General features: G+C 67.0%; 23 protein-coding genes. 14 read left to right on the top strand and 9 right to left on the bottom strand.

What is annotated here, in order from left to right:
* Positions 1-2 precede the first annotated feature (2 nt).
* From ilvB to QSJ34_RS02280, 5 genes are all read right to left on the bottom strand, one after another.
* On the bottom strand, positions 3-1,727 hold the full coding sequence (gene ilvB / locus QSJ34_RS02300; protein ID WP_285569742.1) for a biosynthetic-type acetolactate synthase large subunit: 1,725 nt from the start codon (positions 1,725-1,727) through the stop codon (positions 3-5).
* An 11-nt stretch (positions 1,728-1,738) separates the two neighbouring features.
* A complete protein-coding gene (ilvD, locus tag QSJ34_RS02295; RefSeq protein WP_285569740.1) occupies positions 1,739-3,427 on the bottom strand; it encodes a dihydroxy-acid dehydratase in 1,689 nt (562 codons plus the stop codon).
* A 303-nt stretch (positions 3,428-3,730) separates the two neighbouring features.
* Complete coding sequence (gene leuB, locus QSJ34_RS02290; protein WP_285569739.1) at positions 3,731-4,807, bottom strand: 3-isopropylmalate dehydrogenase; 1,077 nt, start codon at positions 4,805-4,807, stop codon at positions 3,731-3,733.
* Positions 4,808-4,809: 2 nt separating this feature from the next.
* On the bottom strand, positions 4,810-4,935 hold the full coding sequence (locus QSJ34_RS02285) for a hypothetical protein (RefSeq protein WP_285569736.1): 126 nt from the start codon (positions 4,933-4,935) through the stop codon (positions 4,810-4,812).
* 12 nt (positions 4,936-4,947) lie between these two features.
* Entirely contained in the window at positions 4,948-6,498 is a 1,551-nt protein-coding gene (locus QSJ34_RS02280; protein ID WP_285569733.1) for a 2-isopropylmalate synthase, read from the bottom strand.
* A 138-nt stretch (positions 6,499-6,636) separates the two neighbouring features.
* Here QSJ34_RS02280 and QSJ34_RS02275 point away from each other — a divergent pair, with 138 nt between their 5' ends.
* From QSJ34_RS02275 to leuD, 3 genes are read left to right on the top strand one after another with little or no spacing between them, the layout of a single operon-like run.
* A complete protein-coding gene (locus QSJ34_RS02275) occupies positions 6,637-7,557 on the top strand; it encodes a LysR family transcriptional regulator (protein ID WP_285569731.1) in 921 nt (306 codons plus the stop codon).
* Positions 7,554-8,963, top strand: coding sequence for a 3-isopropylmalate dehydratase large subunit (leuC, locus tag QSJ34_RS02270; protein ID WP_285569728.1), 1,410 nt, complete (start codon positions 7,554-7,556; stop codon positions 8,961-8,963). Before QSJ34_RS02275 ends, leuC begins: the two co-directional genes overlap by 4 nt.
* Position 8,964: 1 nt before the next feature.
* On the top strand, positions 8,965-9,567 hold the full coding sequence (gene leuD / locus QSJ34_RS02265; RefSeq protein ID WP_285569725.1) for a 3-isopropylmalate dehydratase small subunit: 603 nt from the start codon (positions 8,965-8,967) through the stop codon (positions 9,565-9,567).
* A gap of 31 nt (positions 9,568-9,598) precedes the next feature.
* Here the strand turns inward: leuD and QSJ34_RS02260 are convergent, their stop codons facing one another.
* The gene (locus tag QSJ34_RS02260) at positions 9,599-10,309 is read right to left on the bottom strand and encodes a tetratricopeptide repeat protein (RefSeq protein WP_285569722.1); all 711 of its coding nucleotides are present in this window, start codon (positions 10,307-10,309) and stop codon (positions 9,599-9,601) included.
* Positions 10,310-10,499: 190 nt separating this feature from the next.
* Here QSJ34_RS02260 and QSJ34_RS02255 point away from each other — a divergent pair, with 190 nt between their 5' ends.
* Together QSJ34_RS02255 and QSJ34_RS02250 are read left to right on the top strand one after the other, a co-directional pair.
* Positions 10,500-11,375, top strand: coding sequence for a YicC family protein (locus QSJ34_RS02255; protein ID WP_285569719.1), 876 nt, complete (start codon positions 10,500-10,502; stop codon positions 11,373-11,375).
* A 72-nt stretch (positions 11,376-11,447) separates the two neighbouring features.
* Positions 11,448-12,233, top strand: a complete 786-nt coding sequence (locus tag QSJ34_RS02250) for a PhzF family phenazine biosynthesis protein (protein WP_285569716.1) — start codon at positions 11,448-11,450, stop codon at positions 12,231-12,233.
* 32 nt (positions 12,234-12,265) lie between these two features.
* Here QSJ34_RS02250 and QSJ34_RS02245 read toward each other — a convergent pair whose 3' ends face one another.
* Positions 12,266-13,135, bottom strand: a complete 870-nt coding sequence (locus tag QSJ34_RS02245; RefSeq protein ID WP_285569714.1) for a periplasmic substrate-binding domain-containing protein — start codon at positions 13,133-13,135, stop codon at positions 12,266-12,268.
* Position 13,136: 1 nt separating this feature from the next.
* Positions 13,137-14,165 (bottom strand): threonine aldolase family protein, encoded by a 1,029-nt coding sequence (locus QSJ34_RS02240; protein ID WP_285569711.1) that lies wholly within the window; start codon positions 14,163-14,165, stop codon positions 13,137-13,139.
* 66 nt (positions 14,166-14,231) lie between these two features.
* Between QSJ34_RS02240 and QSJ34_RS02235 the strand changes: the two genes are divergently transcribed.
* The 9 genes from QSJ34_RS02235 to QSJ34_RS02195 all read left to right on the top strand — a co-directional run bounded on the left by QSJ34_RS02235 (position 14,232) and on the right by QSJ34_RS02195 (position 21,939).
* The gene (locus tag QSJ34_RS02235) at positions 14,232-14,567 is read left to right on the top strand and encodes a winged helix-turn-helix domain-containing protein (RefSeq protein ID WP_285569709.1); all 336 of its coding nucleotides are present in this window, start codon (positions 14,232-14,234) and stop codon (positions 14,565-14,567) included.
* Positions 14,564-15,295 carry a hypothetical protein gene (locus QSJ34_RS02230; protein WP_285569706.1) on the top strand — a complete coding sequence of 244 codons (732 nt, stop codon included), beginning with the start codon at positions 14,564-14,566 and terminating at the stop codon, positions 15,293-15,295. Before QSJ34_RS02235 ends, QSJ34_RS02230 begins: the two co-directional genes overlap by 4 nt.
* A gap of 60 nt (positions 15,296-15,355) precedes the next feature.
* Positions 15,356-16,237 (top strand): undecaprenyl-diphosphate phosphatase, encoded by an 882-nt coding sequence (locus QSJ34_RS02225; protein WP_285569703.1) that lies wholly within the window; start codon positions 15,356-15,358, stop codon positions 16,235-16,237.
* Positions 16,238-16,370: 133 nt separating this feature from the next.
* A complete protein-coding gene (locus QSJ34_RS02220) occupies positions 16,371-17,132 on the top strand; it encodes an ABC transporter ATP-binding protein (protein WP_285569701.1) in 762 nt (253 codons plus the stop codon).
* Positions 17,132-18,322, top strand: coding sequence for an ABC transporter permease (locus tag QSJ34_RS02215; protein ID WP_285569698.1), 1,191 nt, complete (start codon positions 17,132-17,134; stop codon positions 18,320-18,322). The genes QSJ34_RS02220 and QSJ34_RS02215 overlap by 1 nt, the downstream gene beginning before the upstream one ends.
* A gap of 88 nt (positions 18,323-18,410) precedes the next feature.
* Positions 18,411-18,944, top strand: coding sequence for a TPR end-of-group domain-containing protein (locus QSJ34_RS02210; RefSeq protein WP_285569695.1), 534 nt, complete (start codon positions 18,411-18,413; stop codon positions 18,942-18,944).
* A gap of 15 nt (positions 18,945-18,959) precedes the next feature.
* Positions 18,960-19,949 carry a gluconeogenesis factor YvcK family protein gene (locus QSJ34_RS02205; protein ID WP_285569692.1) on the top strand — a complete coding sequence of 330 codons (990 nt, stop codon included), beginning with the start codon at positions 18,960-18,962 and terminating at the stop codon, positions 19,947-19,949.
* A gap of 134 nt (positions 19,950-20,083) precedes the next feature.
* The gene (locus tag QSJ34_RS02200) at positions 20,084-21,208 is read left to right on the top strand and encodes a DUF4388 domain-containing protein (protein WP_285569690.1); all 1,125 of its coding nucleotides are present in this window, start codon (positions 20,084-20,086) and stop codon (positions 21,206-21,208) included.
* Positions 21,209-21,231: 23 nt separating this feature from the next.
* Positions 21,232-21,939, top strand: coding sequence for a hypothetical protein (locus QSJ34_RS02195; RefSeq protein ID WP_285569687.1), 708 nt, complete (start codon positions 21,232-21,234; stop codon positions 21,937-21,939).
* Here the strand turns inward: QSJ34_RS02195 and truA are convergent.
* Entirely contained in the window at positions 21,927-22,727 is an 801-nt protein-coding gene (gene truA / locus QSJ34_RS02190) for a tRNA pseudouridine(38-40) synthase TruA (protein WP_285569685.1), read from the bottom strand. The two genes, QSJ34_RS02195 and truA, sit on opposite strands and share 13 nt — an antisense overlap.
* Positions 22,728-22,884: the final 157 nt, after the last annotated feature.

Raw genomic sequence — 22,884 nt, 5'->3', positions numbered from 1 at the left:
TTTCAAACGGGATCGGAACCGGTTTCGGCCAAAGCGCTGGGCCGCCGGATCATTTCGTGGAGCGCCGCGCCCGCCGGCACCATGGGATAGACGCTATCCTCCTGCTCGACCTTGAACTCGATGAGGGCGGCCCCTTCGAAAGCGCGGGCCTTGGCGACGGCCGCGGCCAGGTCACCGCGGCATTCCACCCGCTGGCCCTGGACACCGAAGGCCTCCGCCAGCTTCACGAAATCCGGCGAGAGGATGGGCGTGGCGGCGTAGCGCCCCTCGTAGAACATGGCCTGCCACTGGCGGACCATGCCGAGGTAGCCGTTGTTGATGACGGCGATGTTGACCTTCACGCCCTCCTGCACGGCGGTCATCAGTTCGGCGAAGGTCATCTGGAAGCCGCCGTCCCCCGCCACCACCCAGACTTCCGCATCGGGCCGGGCCACCTTGGCGCCGATGGCCGCGGGCAGCGCAAAGCCCATGGTGCCCGCGCCGCCGCTGGTGATGAGGCTGCGTTCGCCGTCGTGCTTGTAGTATTGGGCCTCCCACATCTGGTGCTGGCCCACGTCCGTCACCACCACGGCCTCGCCCTTCGTGAGGCGCCACAGGTCATGCATGACATGCGCCGCGTAGAGGTGACCGTCGTCCGGCAGGTTCTTGATGTCGCGCACGGCGGAATCGCCGCGCCATTCGCGAATGGTCTCCAGCCAGCCGGAGCGGTCCGCCACGGGTAGCTGGGGCAGCAGGGTCCGCAGCACGTCGCCCAGATCGGCGGCGATGGCCACGTCCACGGGCACGTTCTTGTTCAGCTCGCTGGCGTCGATATCGATGTGGATTTTCTTCGCGTGGGGCGCGTATTCCTTGAGCTTGCCCGTGACGCGGTCATCGAAGCGCATGCCGAGGGCGATCAGCAGGTCCGCCTCCTGGATGGCGCGGTTCACCCAGGATTCGCCGTGCATGCCCATCATGCCGAGGCTGAGGGGATGCGTGGCGGGCACGGCGCCCAGGCCCAGCAGCGTGAGCGCGAAGGGGATGTCGGCACGTTCGGCGAGGGCGAGCACTTCGGCACGGGCGCCCGACAGCTGGATGCCGTGACCCGCGAGGATGATGGGGCGCTTGGCCTGGCGGATGAGGTCGAGGGCCTGGGCCAGCGCCTCCGGATCCAGCGGCGCCGGCAGGTGGCGGCGATGCCGCTGGGGGGTGGCCGCCTCCCAATCCAGCGCCGCGCGGGACTGCTGGGCATCCTTCGTGATATCCACCAGCACCGGGCCGGGACGGCCGCTGCGAGCCACGGCGAAAGCCTCGCGGATGGCGGGGACGATGTCTTCGGCCCGCGTCACCAGGTAGTTGTGCTTGGTGACGGGGATGGTGATGCCCGTGATATCGACTTCCTGGAAGGCGTCCGTGCCCAGCAGGGCCGAGCCCACCTGCCCCGTGATGGCGACGAGCGGCGTGGAATCCAGCATGGCCGTGGCCAGGCCCGTGACGAGGTTCGTGGCGCCGGGGCCGGAGGTCGCCACCACCACGCCCACGCGGCCGCTGGCACGGGCGTAGCCGTCCGCCATGTGACAGGCGCTCTGCTCGTGGCGCACGAGCACGTGGCGGATGGGGTAGCTCACCATGGCGTCGTAGGCCGGCAGGATGGCGCCGCCGGGGTAGCCGAAGACCGTGTCCACGCCTTCGCGGAGCAGGCTTTCCCAGATGAGCTGTGCGCCGGTGTAGGAGCCTGATTCGGACATGCTTTCCTCCTTTACCGCGCGACCGTGATGGCGCCTTCGGAGGCGCTGGTCACCGTCGCGGCGAATTTGGCGAAGACGCCCGTGCGGTAGCGGGGAGCCGGAGCTTTCCACTCGGCCCGACGTTTCGCCAGTTCGTCTTCGGAAACTTTCAGATCGAGCCTTCGCGTCGGGACGTCGAAGACCACCGTGTCACCCTCCCGCACCAGCGCGATGGGGCCGCCCACGGCCGCCTCGGGTGCCACGTGGCCCGCCATCAGGCCGCGGGTGGCGCCGGAGAAGCGGCCATCCGTGAGCAGCGCCACCGAATCGCCCAAACCCGCGCCCATGAGGGCTGCCGTCACGCCCAGCATCTCGCGCATGCCGGGGCCACCCTTGGGGCCTTCGTAGCGGATCACCACCACGTCGCCCGGGTCGATGCGGCCCGCCTGCACGGCGGCGAAGGCGTCATCCTCCGTTTCGAAGACGCGGGCCGGGCCCGTGTGGTGCAGCCGCTCATGACCGGCCACCTTGATGACGCAGCCCTCGGGAGCCAGGCTGCCCTTCAGGATGACGAGGCCGCCGCTGGGCTTGATGGGGTTCGCGAAGGGACGCACCACCTGCTGGCCCGGCGTCTCCTGAGCCGAAGCCAACTCCTCCGCCAGGCTGCGGCCCGTGACCGTCAGGGCGCTGCCATGCAGCCGCTTGCCTTCCAGCAGCCGCTGGGCCACCAACCGGATGCCGCCTGCGGCGTGGAGATCCGGCGCCGTGAAGCGCCCGCCGGGTTTGAGATCCGCCAGCAGCGGTGTGCGGGAGTTGATCTGGTCGAAATCATCGATGCTGAGGGGCACGCCCGCCTCCCGGGCCAGGGCCAGGTAGTGCAGCACGGCGTTGGTGGAGCCGCCGGTGGCGGCCACCGAGGCGATGGCGTTCTCGAAGGCGGCCCGGGTCAGGATGGCGCTGGGGCGCACATCATTCCGCACCAGGTCCATCACCAGGCGTCCGCAGGTCTCGGCGGCCTCTCCCTTGCGCGGGTCTTCCGCGGGGATGCCATTGAAACCCATGGGGCTGAGGCCGATGAGCTCGAGGCTGGCGGCCATGGTGTTGGCCGTGAACTGTCCGCCGCAAGCGCCGGCGCCGGGGCAGGCCGCATCCTCGACGGCCTTCAGGCCCGCGTCGTCCAGCTTGCCGGAGCTGTGGGCGCCCACGGCCTCGAAGACATCCTGCACCGTGAGGTCCTTGCCATCGCATTCGCCAGGCGCTGTCGAACCGCCATAGAGGATCAGGCCGGGGATATCGAGGCGGGCCAGGGCCATGGCCACACCGGGGTTGGTCTTGTCGCAACCCGAGAGGCAGACGAGGCCGTCAAAGGCGTTGCCGCGAGCCACCAGCTCGACGGAATCCGCGATGACCTCGCGGCTCACCAGCGAGGCCTTCATGCCTTCGGTGCCCATGGTGATGCCGTCGCTGATCGAGACGGTGTTGAACTCCATGGGTGTGCCGCCCGCGGCGCGCACGCCCGCCTTCACACGCTCCGCCAGCTCGCGCAGGTGGTAGTTGCAAGGACCGATCTCGATCCAGGTGTTCGCGATGCCGATGATCGGCTTGGCCAGATCCTCGTCCGTGAATCCGACGGCCTTCAGCATGGCCCTGGCCGGCGCGCGGTGGGCGCCCTGGGTGATGACCCGGCTGTTCCGGTTGAGGGGTTGTCCTGCGTCCGTCATGCGTCTTCCTTCTGGGGAAGGCCGCCGACCTCGAAGACATTGGGACCAGATGTGAAAAGGCCCCGCATCTTTCGAGGTGCGGGGCCGGTTTCGGTGAATCTTCCGAACCTAGGGTGCCCCCACCTCGCCGCTAATAATCAGGACGGCGGAGATGGCTACCAGGCCTACCAGCAGGCGGACGACCGGCGACGACTGGGTCGCGGAAGCCTGAATGGTGGTGGAGGGGGCGTTCATAGGCATCGAGTGTCGGGGTGGGCCCGCAGGCTGTCAAGACAAGATTGGCTGCAGCCACGCGGGATTCGTTCATCGTGAAGGAGTGACGGCGGCGGCGAGCCGCTCGCGGACGCAGGCCCCCAGAGAACGGGTGCCGTGAGCCTGGCGGGCGCCCTTCAGATCGCCAGTGCCGTGCCCTTCGCGCAGCGTCTGATCGACGGCGGCTTCCAGCTCAGCGGCTTCGGCGGTGAGATTCAGGCCGTGGCGCAGCAGCATGGCGGCCGAGAGAATCGTGCCGATGGGGTTGGCGCGATCCTGGCCCGCGATATCGGGTGCAGAGCCGTGGATGGGCTCGTAGAGCCCCACGCTGCCGCCCAGGCTCGCCGAAGGCAGCAGGCCGAGGGAACCCGCGAGCACGGCAGCCTCGTCGCTGAGGATGTCGCCGAAGAGGTTTTCCGTGAGCACCACGTCGAAGTCGCGAGGCCGCGTGATGAGGGACATGGCGAAGCTGTCCACGTAGGCGTGCTGCACGGCGACATCCGGATAGGCCGGGGCGAGATCATCCACGACCTTGCGCCAGAGCCGCGACGTCTCCAGCACGTTCGCCTTGTCGACGGACGTGAGGCGCTTCCGGCGCGACGAGGCCAGTTCGAAGGCCATCTTGGCCACGCGCTCCACCTCGGCACGGGTGTAGGCCAGCGTGTTTACGGCCGCCTGATCCGAATACGAGCGGGGCTCGCCGAAGTAGAGGCCCCCCGACAGTTCGCGCACGAACATCAGATCCGTCCCACGCACCACCTCGGGCTTCAACGGCGAGGCATCCTCCAGGGCCGGGTGCACGCTCACGGGGCGCAGATTGGCGTAGAGACCCAGAGCCTTCCGCAGGCGCAGCAGGCCCGACTCGGGCCTCTGGTCCCGTGGATGCTTGTCCCAGGCCGGGCCGCCGACGGCGCCCAGCAGCACGGCATCGCTGCCCTGGCAGGCCTTCAGCGTCGCCTCGGGCAAGGGATCGCCAGTGGCATCCACGGCGGCACCGCCGATGAGCGCCTCCTGGAATTCGAACCGGTGGCCATACCGCTCGGCCACGGACTTCAGGCAGGCCACAGCCTCGGCGGTGACCTCGGGACCGACGCCGTCGCCGGGAAGCACGGTGATGCGGACGTCCATGCTCACACCCCCCAGCCGTAGGCATCGGGTTCGGGGTTAGCGCCTTCGGCGCCGTTCGTGCCCGAGGGCTGGATCTTCTGAACCACCTTGGCCGGAAGCTCGGCTGCGTCGGATTTGGGATCGGGCATCTTGTCCTCCATTTACGGCCTCGCCTGGATTTCGAGCGGCGCGAGGGCCGCCCGGCGGGCGAAGAGCACCTTGTTCGTCGCGTTGAGATAGGCACGGACACTGGCTTCCACGATGTCCGTGCTGGCGCCCTTGCCGCCGTGGGCCACCCCGTCGAATTCCACCTGGACGAACACCTCGCCCACCGCGTCCGCCCCGCCGGTGATGGCGTGGATCCGGAAATCCAGCAGCCGCCCTTTCAGGCCCGTCAGCTTGTCCACGGCCGCAAACACCGCATTCACGGGGCCGTCGCCCATGGCTGTCTCCGTGGCATCGCCCTCATCGGTCGCGAGGGTGACGAGGCCCGTGGCAAACATCGAGGTGCCGGCCGTGGCCTGGAGCGCACGCAGCTTGAAGGTTTCGGGGATGTGCGTGAGGCCGTCGCGGACGATGGCCAGCAGATCCTCGTCGAAGATCTCCTTCTTCTGATCACTGAGCTTGGTGAAGAGCTTGTAGGCCTTGTCGAGCTCGGCGCGATCCAGCGGGTAACCCAGCTCCTCGAAGCGCTTGGCCAGCGCGTGGCGGCCGGAATGCTTGCCCAGCACGAGGTGCGTACGGCGCACGCCGACGGATTCGGGCGTCATGATCTCGTAGGTGGAGCGGTGGCTCAGCATGCCGTGCTGGTGGATGCCACTCTCGTGGGCGAAGGCGTTGCGTCCGACGATGGCCTTGTTGGGTTGCACCTCGATGCCGGTGATGTTGGCCAGGGTCTGGCTGGTGCGGTAGATGGCCTCCTGGTTCACGCCCGTGGCGAAGGGCATCACGTCGCGGCGGACCGAAAGGGCCATGACCACTTCTTCCAGCGCGGCATTCCCGGCGCGCTCGCCGATGCCGTTCACCGTGCATTCCACCTGCCGCGCCCCGGCCGAAACGGCGGCCAGCGAGTTGGCGACGGCCAGGCCGAGATCGTTGTGGCAATGCACGCTGATGGTCACGCCATCGATACCGGGCACGCGCTCGCGCAGGTGGGTGATGAGCTTCGCGTATTCATCGGGCACCGTGTAGCCGACGGTGTCCGGCACGTTCAGCACGGTGGCGCCGGCCTCGATGGCGACGGTGAAGACTTCCACGAGGAAATCCCAATCGCTGCGGGTGGCGTCCTCGGCGGAGAATTCCACGTCGTCGCAGTACGACTTGGCCCGGCCCACGCCCTCTCGGATCATCTCCAGGGCTTCTTCGCGAGTCTTCTGCAGCTTGTAGGCCAGGTGGATGTCCGAGGTGGCCAGGAAGGTATGGATGCGCGGCCGCTCGGCCTCCCTGAGGGCCTCCCAGGCCCGGTCGATGTCGCGGGGGATGGCCCGGCACAGGGCTGCGATCACGGGCTTGCGGCATTCGCGGGCGATGGCCTGCACGGCAGCGAAGTCGTCGTCCGAAGCCACGGGGAAGCCGGCCTCGATGACATCCACGCCCAGGACCTCCAACTGGCGGGCCATCTGCAGCTTCTCGTCCAGGTTCATGCTGCAGCCGGGCGACTGTTCGCCATCGCGGAGGGTCGTATCGAAGATGGTGATCCGCTGGGTACCCATGATTCGGGATGCTCCTTGAGCCCGGACTGACCGGAGGGATCACCTGAAGATGGCGCGAGTAGGATCATAAATATATTTAATTTTTTTTATCATTCCATAAGTTATTCTTCGGATCCTACACTTCGGAACGGAGCCGTCATGGACCTTGGGCAGCTGGAGACCTTTCTGGTGGTAGCGCGGGAGAAGAGTTTCTCGCGGGCCGCGGAACGCCTGTACCGCACCCAGCCCGCCGTGAGCCTCGCGCTCAAGCGGCTGGAGGAGGAGCTGGGCGAAACCCTGCTCGACCGCACCACCAAGGGCGGCACCCTGACGGACGCCGGAGCCACGCTTCTGCCCCTGGCGCAGCGTATGTTCGACCTGCGCAAGCAGATCCTCGACACCTTCGGCGCCTTGAAGGGCCTGCAGCAGGGCCGCCTGAACATCGGCGCCAACGAAAGTGTGACGGAATTCCTGCTGCCCAGCGTGCTGCTGGCCTACCAGCAGGCCCACCCCGCCATCCGGATCCAGGCCTACCGGCAGAGTTCCGAACGCATTCCCGCCGAGGTGCTGGAACGGCGTCTCGACATCGGCTTCGTCTCCTATGACCCCATGCACCCCGAGCTGATGAGCGAGGTCATCCTCCGCGACCACATGGTGCTCGTGGTGCCCCCGGATCACCGGCTGGCGCGGCGCCACGAGATCTCGCTGGAATCCCTCGGCCGCGAAACCTTCGTGGCCCACAACGCCATCACGCCCACCCGCAACGCCATCATCGACCTCTTCGCCCGCTGCGGCACACCGTTGCGCATCACCATGGAGCTGGGGTCCCTCGCCACCATCCAGGAGTTCGTCGCCCTCGGCGCGGGACTGGCCATCCTCCCCCGCATGACCGTGCTGGAGGCCGTCCGCCGGGGAAGGCTGGTGGAGGTGGCCGTGAAGGAGCTGCAGGTCGAGAAGCTCATCCGCATCGTCACCCGGCGCGAGGAGGCCATGTCGCACGCCGCCAAGGCCTTCCTCCAGCTCATCCGCGCCACCGATTTCACCCACACCGAAGCCGTTGCCAGGAGAAAGCGAACATGAGTCCCCGCACCCTCTACGACAAGATCTGGGACGAGCATCTCGTCACCACGCGCGCCGATGGCACCAGCCTGCTCTACATCGACCGCCACCTCGTGCATGAAGTCACCAGCCCCCAGGCCTTCGAGGGCCTCCGCGAGGCCGGGCGCCCCCTGCGCCGGCCCAACGCCATCCTTTCGGTCGCCGACCACAACGTGCCCACGATCGACCGCGAAAAGGGCATCGCCGACGAGACCTGCCGCCTGCAGGTGGAGGCGCTCGAAGCCAACGTGGCCTCCTACGGTGTGCCCTACCTGCCTCTGCTGGACGAACGCCAGGGCATCGTCCACGTCGTCGGACCCGAGCAGGGCTTCACCCTGCCCGGCACCACCATCGTCTGCGGCGACAGCCACACCAGCACCCACGGCGCCTTCGGCGCCCTCGCCTTCGGCATCGGCACCAGCGAAGTCGAACACGTCATGGCCACCCAGACCCTGCCTCAGCGCAAATCCAAGAACCTGCGCGTGCGCTTCGAAGGCGCCCTGCCCGCGGGCCTCGGCGCCAAGGACCTGGCCCTCGCCCTCATCGGCCGCATCGGCACTGCCGGCGGCACGGGGCACGTCATGGAGTTCACGGGCGATGCCGTTCGGGCCCTCTCCATGGAAGGCCGCATGACCCTGTGCAACATGAGCATCGAAGCGGGCGCCCGCTCGGGCCTGATCGCCCCGGACGAGACGACCTTCGCCTACCTGAAGGGCCGCCCCCTCGCACCCAAGGAAGCGCTGTGGGACACCGCCCTCGCGCACTGGCGCACACTGGCCAGCGACGCGCAGGCCAGCTTCGACACCGACGTCGTGCTGGATGTCTCCGCACTCGCTCCGCAAGTCACCTGGGGCACCAGTCCCCAGTGGGTGACGGACGTCGCCGGTCGCGTGCCCGATCCCGACCAGGCCACCAGCGCCGAGGACCGCCAGGCCATGCTCCGGGCCCTCGAATACATGGACCTGAAGCCCGGGACGCCCATCGAAGACATCGCCCTGCAGGCCGTCTTCATCGGCTCCTGCACCAACGGCCGCATCGAGGATCTGCGCGAAGCCGCCGCCGTGGCGCGCGGCCGCAGGGTCGCCGCGGGCATCCGCGCCCTGGTGGTGCCGGGCTCGGGCCTGGTGAAGCGCCAGGCCGAAGCCGAAGGGCTGGACCGCATCTTCACGGAAGCCGGCTTCGAATGGCGCCAGCCCGGCTGCAGCATGTGCCTCGGCATGAACGATGACCGGCTGGCCGAAGGCGTCCGCTGCGCCAGCACGAGCAACCGCAACTTCGAGGGCCGCCAGGGCCGCGGCAGCCGCACCCACCTGGTGAGCCCCGGCATGGCCGCCGCCGCCGCTGTCGCGGGCCACTTCACCGATGTCCGCCGCCTGATGGGAGCCTGAGATGGATCCGTTCACCGTACTCACCGGGACCGCCGCGCCCCTGCTCCGCGCCAACATCGACACGGACCTCATCATCCCCAAGCAGTTCCTCAAGACGCTCGTGCGCTCGGGCCTCGGGCGGAACCTCTTCCATGAGATCCGCTACGACTCCGATGGCCGAGAGCGGCCCGATTTCGTGCTCAATCAGGCGCCCTACCGGAAGGCCTCGATCCTGCTCGCGGGCCCCAATTTCGGCTGCGGCTCCAGCCGCGAACACGCGCCATGGGCCCTCAAGGATTTCGGCATCCGAGCCATCCTCGCGCCGAGCTTCGCCGACATCTTCTTCAACAACTGTTTCTCCAACGGTCTGCTGCCGGTGACGCTGCCCGGCGAAGCCATTGAGAGTCTGGCGGCCTGCGAAGGCCCGCTCACCATCGATCTCCCCGCCCAGCAGGTGCGCGGCGGAGGACAGACCTTCACCTTCGAGATCGAGGCCGCGCGCAAGGCCGTCCTGCTGGAAGGCCTGGACGAGATCAAGCGCACGGAGGCGAACCTGGCCGACATCACCGCCTACGAGGCGCGCCGCCGCCAGGAGGCGCCCTGGCTGGACATCCAGAAGGTCTGATCCCGAAGCTGGGTCGAGGTTCAGGCTTTTCTCACAGAAGGAAGGCTTGAACCTCAGGATGGTCCCGCACCTTGTCGAAATCCGCCTCGGCCAGCAGCGGGCGCCAGTCCCTGAAGCCCAGACGGCGGGCCTCCTCCATGAACCGCACGGTCTCCTCGACGTTGCCGGTCAGGGCGTACACCCGCACGAAGCCCAGGCAGGTCTGCAGAGGATGCGCATCCCCCTGGAAGCCGACGGTGCTGGAGGGGGCCGAGGCCGCGAGGCTCGGATCGAGCTCGAAGGCCCGCGCCAGCGTCTGCCTGGCCTTCGCGAAATCGCCCATGTGCATCAACAGGTTCCCGAGGTTGAACTGGGCTACGGCGAAGGCGGGATCGAGGGCCACAGCCCGCTCCAGGCGGACCCGCGCCTCCTCGAACTTCTGGTTCTTGACGCTCACCACGCCGAGGTTGCAGAGCGCGGGCACGTTGCCTGGATCCAGGGCGACCGCCTTCAACAATGCCCTCTCTGCGAGATCCACTCTTCGAATCTTCAGATACGCGAACCCGAGCAGTGCCTGGCCCTGAGACGAATCCGGCACCCAGCGAACCGCCGCCTCGAAGGACTGCACGGCCTGCCCGTAATCGGCCTCGGCCAGGAAGGCGCGGCCCTGGGCCAGGCAGACCTCGTAGCGCTGCTGACGGACCTCAGGGGATTCGGCCGGGCGGTGAACACACCCTGCCGAGACAACAAGAAAGAAGGCCATGACCACTCGGCACACGTGTCGCATCGCACACCCGCATCCCGGCCCAGACGAACCATCCCGTACAATCGGTTCAAATCCTCAAGAAGCAAGGGCACCCAGCCATCCCCTTTATAAACGCCTCGGAGGTCCCAGTTCGGGAACCCGTAGCGGGCCCTGCGCTAAGCTGGGGCCTACCTGACCAGGATCGCCCATGAAATCCATGACCGCCTTCGCCGAAATTGTCCGCCCACTGGAGGCCGGCCAGCTGCGCCTCACCTTGCGCAGCGTCAATTCCAAATCCCTGGACCTGAGCCTGCGCCTTCCCCCCGCGCTGTTTCCCCTGGAAGCCGGCCTCCGCGCGCGGATCCGCGACGCGGCCCAGCGCGGCAAGCTCGACCTCAGCATCGAGGTGCAGGATGAGCCTTCCCTCGAACCACGCCTCAACCGCGCCCTGCTGCGGGCCGTGGCCAAGGGCTGGCAGGAGGATGCCGAATGGCTGCATCTCCCGGCCCTGACGGCCGAGGCCTTCTTCCGCCTCCCCGGCGCCTTCCAGCCGCCGGCCTCGGATCTCGGCGAGCGGCTGGAGGGACCCGTCCACGAAGCCCTGAAGGCCCTGCTCGAGACGTGGAACGCGGGTCGCTCACGCGAGGCGGACCGGCTGCGGCCCTTTTTCGAACAGGGTCTGGCGCGGCTCAAAGCCCTGCGGGAACGTCTGCAGGCCGAGGCGGAAACCCAGGCCGCCGAGCTGCCGGGCCTCTACCGCCAGCGCATCGAGCAGATCCTGGAGGATGCGCGCCTCGCGGGTCAGTTGCCCGCGGAACGCCTGTTGGCGGAGGCCGGCGTGCTGGCCGAGCGGCAGGACGTGCGGGAAGAGCTCATCCGGCTCGCGGCCCACCTCGATGATTTCGCCGAACGGCTCGCCAAGGGCCGCCTCGAAGGCAAGGCCGTGGACGTCTGGTGCCAGGAGGTGCTGCGCGAACTCAACACCACCGGCAGCAAGTGCAAACGCATCGACATGACGCGCGCCGTGATGGAGGCCAAGGGCGTCCTGGACCAGATCCGGGAGCAGTCCGCGAACCTGGAATAGGCGAGGTTTCTCCAACAGAACCCCTCGAAAGGTTCATCACGACTTCCTCGCCAAGCCACCGTAGAGGCCCCCATGCGTCTGCCCCTGTACCAGATCGATGCCTTCGCCTCCCGCCCTTTCGAAGGCAATCCCGCCGCCGTGATGCCCCTGGAAGCCTGGCTCCCCGATGCCCTCATGCAGCGCATTGCCTCGGAGAACAACCTGTCGGAAACGGCCTTCCTGGTGAAAGAGGCCGATCAGTGGCGGATCCGCTGGTTCACGACCGTCGCTGAGGTGGACCTCTGCGGCCACGCCACCCTGGCCAGCGCCTGGCTCATCCTGAACGAGCTGGAACCCGCTTCCAGCCGAGTCGCCTTCCAAAGCCAGAGCGGCCCCCTCTTCGTGGATCGCGTGGGGGAGGAACTTGTCCTGGATTTCCCATCGAGGCCGGGCCGGCCTGCACCCGAGCTGGCCGATCAGGTGGCCTCGATCCTTGGTCTCCCGCCAGAGGAGGTGCGGCAATCCCGGGATGTGATGGCGGTGCTGAGCGATGAAGCCGCCCTGCGCGCCGTGGTACCCGACTTCGAAGCGATGAAGGGCCTGCCTGGCATGGCGCTACTCATCACCGCGCCTGGCCTGGGTCATGATTTTGTGTCCCGTTGCTTCTTTCCCGGAGACGGCATCCCGGAGGACCCCGTCACGGGAAGCGCGCACTGCACGTTGATTCCCTACTGGGCCGAGCGCCTGGGAAAGCGTCGCCTGCGCGCCTTCCAGGCCTCTCCGCGAGGTGGCGAATTGGCCTGTGAGCTGGTGGGAGAACGTGTGCGGATCGGAGGCCGGGCCGTCAAGGTGATCGAAGGCTGGTTCCTGCTGGATTGACGGAAGAGGGTCTGCGCCTGGAGACCGCAGCGTCAAAGGCCGAGCGGATCGAAGGGCAGATCGATGGCACCCTTCCAGGCACCGAAGATCCGGGTGCCCGTCCAGTCCGCGGTGTTGGGGCGCAGTCGTCGAAGACGGCGGGACAGGAACCAGACGCTGCCATCCTTCATGCGGAGTTCGTCGTAGGGGGCAAGCCGCACCTTGGCCATGTCCTCTGGCGCGATGTTGCCGGGAAACACCGCCCAGGCCCAGCGGCCCGCAACCAGCCCCTCGGCCCAGGCCCGGCTTTCCATCAGGCTTGAGTCTGTGATGACGGTGAGCCCAGCCACACCGGCCTTTCCGCGGGTGAATGCATCGAAGCGGAGAAGGGTGTGGTCTTTTCGGATGAAGGGTCCGCTGCCCGGCACCCGCCAGTGGGCCAGCCGGTATCGCAGATTCTTCGGCCGCTGCTTGAACCGCAGGTCCAGGGTGCCGGTGTCGACGAGGCGGATCTCACCACCGAGGGCTGCGACTTCAGCCCGGAGCGCGGCTTGAACCTGCGCGGCGTCCAGGGTGGATCCGTTCTGCATCCGCCAGCCCTCGCGCAACGTGATGCGCCAGCGCCGTCCGTGACGCGAGACCTCGAGTCCGGAAGCCAGCTGCCCGGCCCAGGCACCCGACGGATCCTGCTCGATCAGGCTGAGATCGGACTGGGCCGCCAGGAAGGCCTCGAGCCCCTGCCCTGCAGGCATCAGCGCCTCCAGTCGGGCGGCGTCTTCCCCGAAATCCGGGTTCGCTTTGACGAAGAGATCCTGCCCCGCGGCCAGGGGCACGGGGATCAGGGTGTCGAGGTAGACGAGGTACCCAGCCCCGCCGAGGATCGCGAGCACCAGGAGCGCGGCGAGAACGGTGCGGGCCTTCATCTCAGGCGCTCCGGAGCAGGTGCGCCAGGGGCTCGATGCGGCCCAGGGCCTCTTCGATATCGGCCATGGCGAGGTCGCGATGGGGGATGAAGCGGATGGCCGATCCCACGGGCAGGACGCGCACGCCCACGCCTTCCAGGGCCGCGAGCGCCGCCGGGGCATCGGGCACCGGCAGCAGGAGGATGTTCGTCTCGGGCACCGGCGCGGCCACGCCGAAGCCGCGTAAACCCTCGGCCAGGCGCCGGGTCTTGGCGTGGTCCTCCTCGATACGGGGCAGGTAGTCCAGGGCCATCAGGCCCGCCGCGCCGATCACGCCGCCCTGACGCACGCCGCCGCCCAGCATCTTGCGCACCCGGCGGGCCTCCTCCATGGCGGGCTTCGAGCCGCAGAGCAGCGATCCCATGGGCGCGCCCAGGCCCTTGCTCAGGCAGACCTGCACCGTGTCCACGCCCTCCGTCAAAGCAGAGAGGGGCAGATCGAGCGCCGCCGCCGCGTGCCACAGGCGCGCGCCGTCCAGGTGCACGGCCAGCTTGGCGGCCTTGGCCGCGGCCACGAGGGCGCGATGCTCCGCCACGGGCGTCACCGTGCCGCCCGCGAAATTGTGCGTGTTCTCCAAGCAGAGCAGCGTGGTGCGCAACGTGTAATAAGGCCCCGGCGCCCCGGCGGCCTTGGTGATCTGCGCGGGCGTGGGCCGACCGGGGCCGCCTTCCCAGGCCAGGGCCTCGGGCATGCCCCCCGCCAGCCAGGCGCCTGTTCCCAATTCGGAACCCAGCACGTGCGCCTGCGCCGGAGCCAGGAACCGGTCGCCGCGGCGCAGGTGCAGCATCAGCGCGATGAGGTTGCCCATGCAGCCCGAGGGCACCCAGATCGCCGCCTCCAGGCCCAGCAGATCCGCTACGCGGCCCTCCAGGCGCGCAAGCGTGGGATCGCGCTCCAGCACGTCGTCACCGACCTCGGCGGAGGCCATGGCCGCGCGCATCTCGGCCGAGGGCTTTGTGACAGTGTCGGAACGAAGATCGATGGGTCGCATGGAACGATTCAATCACGGGTGCAGGTTTTCGGTTGACGAAACTAGTTTGTATTGCAAACTAGTTTCATGGTCAAAACAGGCTCCCATCCCAGCGCCATCCCCAAAGCCATCCTCGACCTCGATCGGATCGTCCACGAACCCGCGCGGCTGGCCGTGCTCACGGTGCTCGCCTCCGCCGAGGAGGTGGCCTTCCTCTTCCTCCAGCGCGTCACGGGCCTCAGCAAGGGGAACCTGTCGAGCCACACGCAGAAGCTGGAAGCCGCCGGCTATCTCGAAACCGTGAAGGCTTTCCAGGGCCGCATCCCCGTCACCAGTTTCCGCATCACCGAAGAGGGCCGCACGGCCCTGCGCCTCTACCACCAGCAACTCCGGGCCCTGCTGCCGAAGGAAGGAAAGCCATGACCACGCCCGATCTGAAGACCCTGGAAACCCTCACCCGCGACTACGCGACCTTCCAAGCCCGGAAGAGCGGGTTGGCGACCGCACTGGGCGGGCTACTGGCCGTGGTCCTCGTCGTCGCAGCACTCAGTCCGAACTTCATGGGTATCCATGTCCTCAACCGCCTCCTCGTGGAATTCCTCGTGTGGGTCCCCCTGCTCTGGCTGGTGGCCAAGTCGATCATCGGGCCACTCGTCTACCGGGGACTGGGTCCCGTGCGCGCCCTGACGGACGTGGCCTATGAGCGTCGCCGGTGGCGCTGGATCCTGGGCCTCGCCCTGTTCCTGCTCGCGGTCCTGCTCGCGGCCCTCTATGCCTTCGCGTCGGGCCGATTGGTCGCCCATCCGCCTCAGGCGGCCCTCCAGCCGACTCCGATGTGGATTCTCGTGATGCCGTTCCTCTACCTCCTGGCCATGCCCTGGGCCATCCGCGGCATCGAGGAAGCCCGCGCCTACGTGGTGCTGGTGGGCCAGTGCATGCTCTGGCTCATCCCCTTCTTCATCTTCAGCTTCGGACCGCCCGCCCCGCCCTTGAAGCAGGGATGGGGGCTCTTCGGCGACGTCCTGGGCGTCGGCATTCTCGTCCTCATCTATGTGGTGCTGATCTGGGGCGCCCTGGCCATGGTGCGCGGTTGGAAGGAGCACCGCGAATACCTGGCGATCCTGAGGCGTATTCCCGTGGAGGAAGGTTAGAGACGGGATTCTGTGGAATAGCGGCGCTCTGGCACACTGATCCTTTGTGCCGGAGCCCGAATGAACCTGTTGCACGCCATCCTCCTGGGTCTCATCCAGGGCCTGACGGAATTCCTGCCCGTGTCCTCCACGGCGCACCTCACGCTGGCCGAGCACCTGATGTTCGGGGGCCGCGCCATGCCACTCGCCTTCGACGTGCTGCTGCACGTGGGCACCCTGGTGGCCCTCGCCATCTACTTCCGCCACGAACTGGTCCAGGTGCTCATGGGCTGTTTCGGGCGGGACAAGGAGGGGCGCCGATTGGCGATCTGGCTCTTCGTCGCGATGATCCCCACGGGCATCTTCGGCATGGCCACACGGGGCGTGAAGGAGGCCGCGAAGGAGCACCTCTGGGTCTACGGCGTGGGCCTACTCTGCACCGCCGTGCTGCTGTTCATCGCCAACCACCTCAGCAAGGAGAGGGCGAGCCTCAACGAGCAGGATCTCGCAGGCCGCGACATCCAGGACCTGCGCGCCATGGACGCACTGGCCGTGGGCACCATCCAGGGCATCGGCGGCGGCTTCGGGCTGTCCCGTTCGGGATCCACCATTTCCGTCGGCGTGTTCCGCGGCCTGAAGCTCCCGGCTTCGGCCCGCTTCAGCTTCCTGCTGGGCATGCCCACCATCGCCGCGGCGGCGGTGGTCGAGCTGCGGGGCCTGCTCAAGCCCCTCATGAAGCACCTGCCCCTGCCCCCGGACATGGCCTTCCCTGCGGGTTCCGCTTCTCCCGTGATGCTCTGCGTCGTGGGCGTGATCGCCTCCGCCATCTCCGGCTACCTCGCCATCGGGCTGCTGGACCGGTTCACGCGCAAGCCCCGGCTCAACGGTTTCGCCCTCTACTGCCTGGGCATGGGCGCCGTGATGCTGGCGCTCGGGCTCAGCGGCGTGCTCGGTCACCACTAAACGCCACGATTGGGGGCCACCACTGGGGGTCCAGCCCCTTCCGTTCGCCGGTCGGCCCGCCCCGTTCGCCGATGGGCGGAAGGGTTCTTTCGCGCCCTTCCGTAAACTGGGGCCTTCCCATCCGGAGGCCCAGGTGATCCACCTGAATGAGGTCCACAAATCCTTCACCGTGAAGGATCGCAAGACACGAAGCAGCAAGTGCATCGATGCCGTGCGCGGCATTTCCCTCACCGTGAAGCCCGGCGAGATCTACGGGCTGCTTGGGCCCAACGGCGCCGGCAAATCCACCACGCTGCGGATGATCGCCAGTCTGATGGACCCCGACTCCGGCAGCATCGAAGTGTGCGGCCAGGACACGAAGCAGAAGCCCGAGGCCGTCCGCAGCTGCCTGGGCTACCTCAGCACGGACATGGGCGTCTACACCCGCTTCACACCCCGGGAGCTGCTGCGTCTCTTCGGCGAGTTCCAGGACGTGGATCCGCTCGTGGCCGAGCGCCGCGGCCTTCACTTGCTGGACAAGCTCCAGCTCTCGGATTTCGCCGACGTCAAGATGGACGGCTTCTCGTCGGGCCAGAAGCAGAAGGTGAGCATCGCCCGGGCCCTGCTGCACGATCCCAAGGTGGTGATCTTCGACGAACCCACCACGGGCCTCGACGTGCTCACCGCCAAGACCGTGCTGGACCTGCTGCGCATCATGCGCGAAGAGGGCCGCACCGTGATCGTCTCCACCCACGTCATGCCCATGGTCGAAGACATCTGCGACCGCGTGGGCATCATCTTCGACGGCAAGCTGCACGGGGACGCGCCACCGCGGGAAATCCTGCAATCCCGGCGCGCCAAGACGCTCGACGAAGTCTTCTTCCAACTCGCGGCTGAATCCGAAGGAGCCAACTGATGCGCGGCGCCCTGCTCATTGCCAAGAAGGAATTCCTGGAGCTCACCAAGGACCGGAAGACCCTCTTTCTCGTCTTCGTGATGCCCTTTCTCCTCTACCCGGCGATCTTCACCATGATGGCGAAGCTGGGCAAGCGCAGCGAGGATCAGAACCGCAACAAGGCCAGCCGGATCTACCTCGTTGACCCCTCCGCCACCCTGGTCCCCATCCTGAAAGCCGATCCCAAGCAGTTCGAACTGGTGGCCAAGCCCGAGGGCGACCTCAGGCAGGCCATCCGGGATCAGAAGCTGGAGCTGGCGCTGGAAGTCGCCCCCGAAGCCGGCGCGGCCCTCCAGAAGCAGGAGACCTTCCAGGTCACGGCCACGGTGGACGAAAGCGAGCGCGCCTCGAACATCGCCCTCAAGCGGCTGAAGGGCGCCCTGGAGCCCCAGGAGAAGAACTGGATCCAGACCCGCCTCAAGACGCTCAGCGCCTCGCCGCAACTGGCCGAGCCCCTCAAGCTCGAGGTGAAGAACGCCGCCGACACGGCCTTGGAGGTGGGCAAGGCCATCGGCACGATGCTGCCCTATCTGCTGATGATCATGATGTATTCGGGTTCGATGCAGCACGGGATCTACGCCACGGCCGGCGAGAAGGAGCGCCAGACGCTGCTGAGCCTCATGGCCACGCGACTGCCCCGGATCCAGATCATCCTCGGGAAGCTGCTCTACATCTTCAGCATCGGGGTGATCTCCGCCCTACTGAACCTGGTGAGCCTGGGCCTCTCGATCTCCATCCTGGGCAGCGATTCCACCAGTTCGGTGCAGACCATGTCGGCCATCGCCAACCCCATGACCCTGGGGCTCACCTTCATGATCATGGTTCCCCTGGGCCTGTTCTTCGCGAATTTCATCCTGCTCATGGGCATCCAGGCCAAAACCACGGTCGAAGCGGGCACGGCGATCATGCCGGGCATGTTCCTCGTGATCTTCCTGGGCGTGTTCACCATGGCGCCGGGCGTGGACAAGATGGCCTTCCTCTCCTACGTGCCCGTCGTGAACGTCTGCTTGGCCCTCCGTAAACTGTTCAGTCAGCAGTTCAGCTGGCTGGAATACCTGGTCTCCTTCGCCATGACAGTGGGCCTCGCGGGCCTGATGACCCTGGTCTCGACCCGCATCCTGAACCAGGAAAAAGCCCTGTTCAAAATGTGATCAACGTCCCCGTCGCCATGCGAACCCGGATTTGCCGGAGAAACCCTGTCACTCTATAGTTTCTTCAAAGCATCTAGAGGATCCCCGCATGGCGACGAAGGCTAAGACCGAATCCGCATCCAAGTCCACCTCGGCGCCCTCGCCGGCCGTGCCCTCCCAGCTCGTGCTCGACTTCACCAAGGCCGTGAAGCTGGTGGAAGCCGGCAAGTTCCCCGAGGCCGCCAGCGCGCTGCAGGCCCTGGCGGAGGCGGCCCAGGCCGCCGGTGACTGGTCCATGAAGCGCCGGGCCCAGGTCTATCTCGCCCTGGCGGATTCCAAGAACCATCCCGCCAAGGCCGTCGCCGCCGACCCCGTCACGGAGATCCAGGCCTGCCTGAACCGCGGCGAGACCGAAGAGGCCCTCAAGCTCAGCGAAAAAGCCATCAAGGCCCACCCGACCATGGGTTCGCTCCACTACCTGCGCGCCGTCGCCTTCGCGCAGGACGAGAACACCGAGGCCTCGGCGGAGTCCCTGAAGAAGGCCGTGGAACTGGATGCGGACTTCGTCTACCAGTGGCACATGGAGCCGGATTTCAATCCCATCCGCAAGTCTCCGCTCTTCGCCTTCACCGAAGGCCGCTGAGCCCCGGGATCAGCCATGGCTGGCCTCACAGGCCTTGATCCAGACCAACCCCTGCGGGTGGTGGCGCTGGGTGGCGGCACGGGTCTCGCGGCGCTCCTGCGCGCCCTCAAACGCGAGGCCGGGCGCAGCCGCGACCCATGGAAGCTGACGGGCATCGTCACCGTCTCGGATAACGGCGGCTCCTCCGGCCGCCTGCGGGACGAGCTGGGCGGCATCCCCCCCGGGGATCTGCGCAACTGCCTCTCGGCCCTCACGCTGGAAGACTCGGCGCTGTCCGATCTGCTCAACTACCGGTTCCGGGGCGACGGCAATCTGGCCGGACATTCGCTGGGCAACCTGATGCTCTGGGCCCTGGCGGATCTCACCGGCGACTGGGTGCGGGCCATCCGGCAGCTGTCCGGCGTGCTCGTCACCCTGGGGCGCCTCTTTCCCTCCACCGTCGTGCCGGTCACGCTTTGCGCCGAGGACATGGCCGGGAAGCACTACATCGGCGAGACGTCGGTCGGGTCCTGCACCCCTCCCCTCGCGCGGCTCTGGCTGGAGCCACAGGATGCTGAACCCCTGCCCGAGGCCGTGCTGGCCTTGCTGAGGTCGGATCTGATCCTGCTCTCCCCCGGCAGCCTCTACACCTCCACCATCTCCAACCTCCTGCTGCAGGATCTGCAGGAGGCCGTCGAATCCTCCCGGTCGCCGGTGGTCTATGTTGCGAACCTCATGACCGAGCCCGGGGAAACGTCCGGCCTGGACCTGGAGACCCACGTGGCGGCCATTTCTGCCTTCGGGCGCACCCGGATCTCCGCCATCATCGCCAATGCGGCCCCCCTGCGCCCGGACATGCTGGCGCGGTACCAGGTCGAAGGCGGGGAACCGCTCCTGACCGAGGCCGACCGGATCCTGGACATCCCGGTCTATAAGTTCCCCCTACTGGACCCCGAGGCACCCATGGCCCGGCACCATCCCGACCTGCTGAACCGGGCCATCCGGGAAACCCTTTCCAGGCTCTGAGACCGATCTCCCCCTATCGAAACGTTTGGGGGTGCCGATAGGTGAGGCAGGGTGGAGATGGCGTTTGTATTTTTGGATGGATCTGGTTTTTATGACAGGGACCGGGGTAGGCTTGTCGCAAGGGGAGGCAGCCGTTGGCGCTAAGTGGTGATCTGGCGACCATGGGACTGGAAGACATCTTCCAGTGGCTTGCCGTGGGCAAGAAGACCGGTGTGCTGGAACTCAAGGGGCCCCTGCACACGAAGCGGGTGGCCTTTCACGAGGGGCGCATCACGAGCATCTGGTCTTCCGATCCTCGGGAGTACCTGGGCCAGTACCTGCTCGCCTTCAACCGCATCAGCGAAGAGCAGCTGCGCGACGCCCTGGCCACCCAGGAGGATGAACAGCAACTACTCGGCCGGATCCTCATCAACCGGCAGCTGGTCACCGAAGCCGAGATCCGCCGCATCGTGCAGCTGAAGGTCGAGGAAAGCATCTTCGACACCTTCCTTTGGAACGTCGGCAGCTTCGAGTTCCACGATGGCGCGGCTTCCCATCAGAAGTCCATGCTGCTCAGCCTGGACGTCACCGGCATCGTGCTCGAAGGCGCCCGACGCCTGGACGACTGGAAGCGCATCCGCAAGGTCATCAAGGGCGGCGACGCGGTGCTGTCGGCCATTTCCGAAGCCATCGCCGAGCGGCTACCCCTCGCGCCCGAAGACGCAGACATCCTCGCCCGGCTCGACGGGAACAAGCGTGTGGATCAGCTGGTGATCGACATGCGGATGCCCGAATACAAGATCAACAAGCTGCTCTTCGACCTGCACGAGAAGGGCCTCGTGCGCATCGTGAACGCGGGCGGCAACCTGGGCGAGAACCCCAGCCTCCAGCTTCAGCGGGCCCGGGCCCTGGTGGAGAAGCAGAAGCTCCAGGAAGCCCAGGAGGAGCTTCGGCGCATCCTCAAGGACCAGCCGCGCCACCTCGACGCGAACAAGATGATGGCGGTGGTCCAGGATCTTCTCGAAGAAAAGAAACTGGATCAGGACCTGGTTCCCGAACTCGCGGTCTCCCTGGACGAGTTGATGACCACCAACCTCGGCCCCAACGAGGCCTTCCTCGCCAGCCGCGTGAACGGCCTGTGGAGCATCCGCGACATCCTTTCCATCGCCCCGTTTGAGCCGGCCGAATGCCTCAGCATCTTCTCCAAGCTGCTGAAGCGTGGGATTCTCAAGACCACGAAACCCGCCCAGGGAGGCGATCAGTTCAGGACCCAGCGCTGAACCCTCCCGCCACCGGAGGTCTCATGCGTCTTGTCCTGTCCCTGCTTCTCCTGGCCCTGCCCCTGGCCGCGGCCAAGAAGCCCACGACCGCCCAACTTCAGAGCCAGGTGAACCGGCTCACGGAAGAGCGTGATGATTTGAAACAGCGCCTCGCGGCCACCGCCGACCTGCAGGAGGAGGTCGCGAGCGCCAAGAAGGCCAGGGATCTCGCGCGATCCGAAGCCGAGGCGGCCCGCAAGGAAGCGGACCTGCTCCGAGCCACCCTCAAGGAGAACCAGGGAGGCGGCGACGCCATCCTGAAGGAACTCCGGGAGACCAAGACCGCCGCGGCGGAGGCCCAGGAAGAGGTCAAGCGCCTGAAGTCCGAGAACGCGACGCTCCAGGTCAAAGCCAGCGCCATTCCGGGCGAGGGGGACCTCGTTCCTTTGGGCGAAGAGATTCAACCCGCAAGACCCATCAACCTCAACCGCGCGACCCCACGCCTCAAGTCCTCCAGCTTCTTCGCGGCCCGTCCCAAGGGCGTGGTCGTGGTCAACGTCCTGATCAGCGAGAAGGGTGATGTGATCGCCGCCCGTCTGATCCAGGGCCTCGCTGGCGAGTCCCCGGAGGCCCGGGATGCAGGAGAGGCCTGCGTGGAGGCCGCCAAGCACCTCGTCTTCGATCCGGCGTCCTCCAAGGACGGGAAGACCCGCTTCAAGGTCTGGCAGGGCGTCGGGTTCTACCTCGACTGATCGCGGTCGCCGAAGGGGCTGGGTTCTCCCAGGCCCCACCGGGTTTCGTACCAGACCTTCTCCAAACACAATCCATGGGGGGGCGCCGTGAGGCCGGCCCGCACCCGATCCCTCGCCTCAAGCACCTCCGCCAGCGAATCCTCGGCGCGCCTGCCCCGGCCAACCTCCACGAGGGTGCCGGCCATGATGCGCACCTGGTGCATGAGGAAGCTGCTGCCTTCGAAGACCAGGTCCGCGCCCCCTTCCACCTCCTGGATCCGGATGGCATGGAGGGTCCGCACGGGCGTCTTGGCGACGCATTCGGCGCAGCGGAAGCTGGAGAAGTCGTGGGTTCCGAGGAGCGGTGCCGCTGACCTCGCCATGGCCTCCAGATCCAGCGGGGCCGCCTGGTGGACCTGCCACCTGAAGGTCGCCTGGAGGGGATCTGCGGCGGGTCCCAGGCCCAGCCGGTAGACATAGCGCTTGGCCACGGCATGCTGACGGGGGAAGAAGCCCCCCGGCGCCGGCTGGACCGCCATGACGCGGAGATCCCTGGGCAGGTGCGCGTTCAAGGCCATGAGCAGCCGGTACGGCTCCCAGGCCTTTCGCACATGCACGAGCACACCCTGGGCCCGCGCATGCACGCCCGCGTCCGTCCTCCCGGTGCCCTGTGGCATGGGTGCCTCGGCATCGAAAGCCCTCAAGGCCTTCCAGAGTTCGCCCTGACCGCTGCGCAGGGATGTCTGGATCTGCCAGCCGTGGAAACCGGTCCCAGCGTAAGCCACCGTGAGAAAGTAGGGGTAGGACATCGCTCCATCTTAGGCCTGGACCGGTTCGAGTGGTCAGGAGATGGCCGGAGCAGCCGTTCTACGGGGATCTACGAGATCCACGAGACTTATGGTCGAGCATTTCCGGCCACTTTCATGTTCCATGCCCCTTCAGATCGCCCAACAGTGCCGCTCTCCA

It is taken from the genome of Geothrix limicola (assembly GCF_030268085.1).
In the GTDB taxonomy this organism is placed as follows: domain Bacteria; phylum Acidobacteriota; class Holophagae; order Holophagales; family Holophagaceae; genus Geothrix; species Geothrix limicola.
This window is presented reverse-complemented; position numbering and strand designations above follow the sequence as displayed.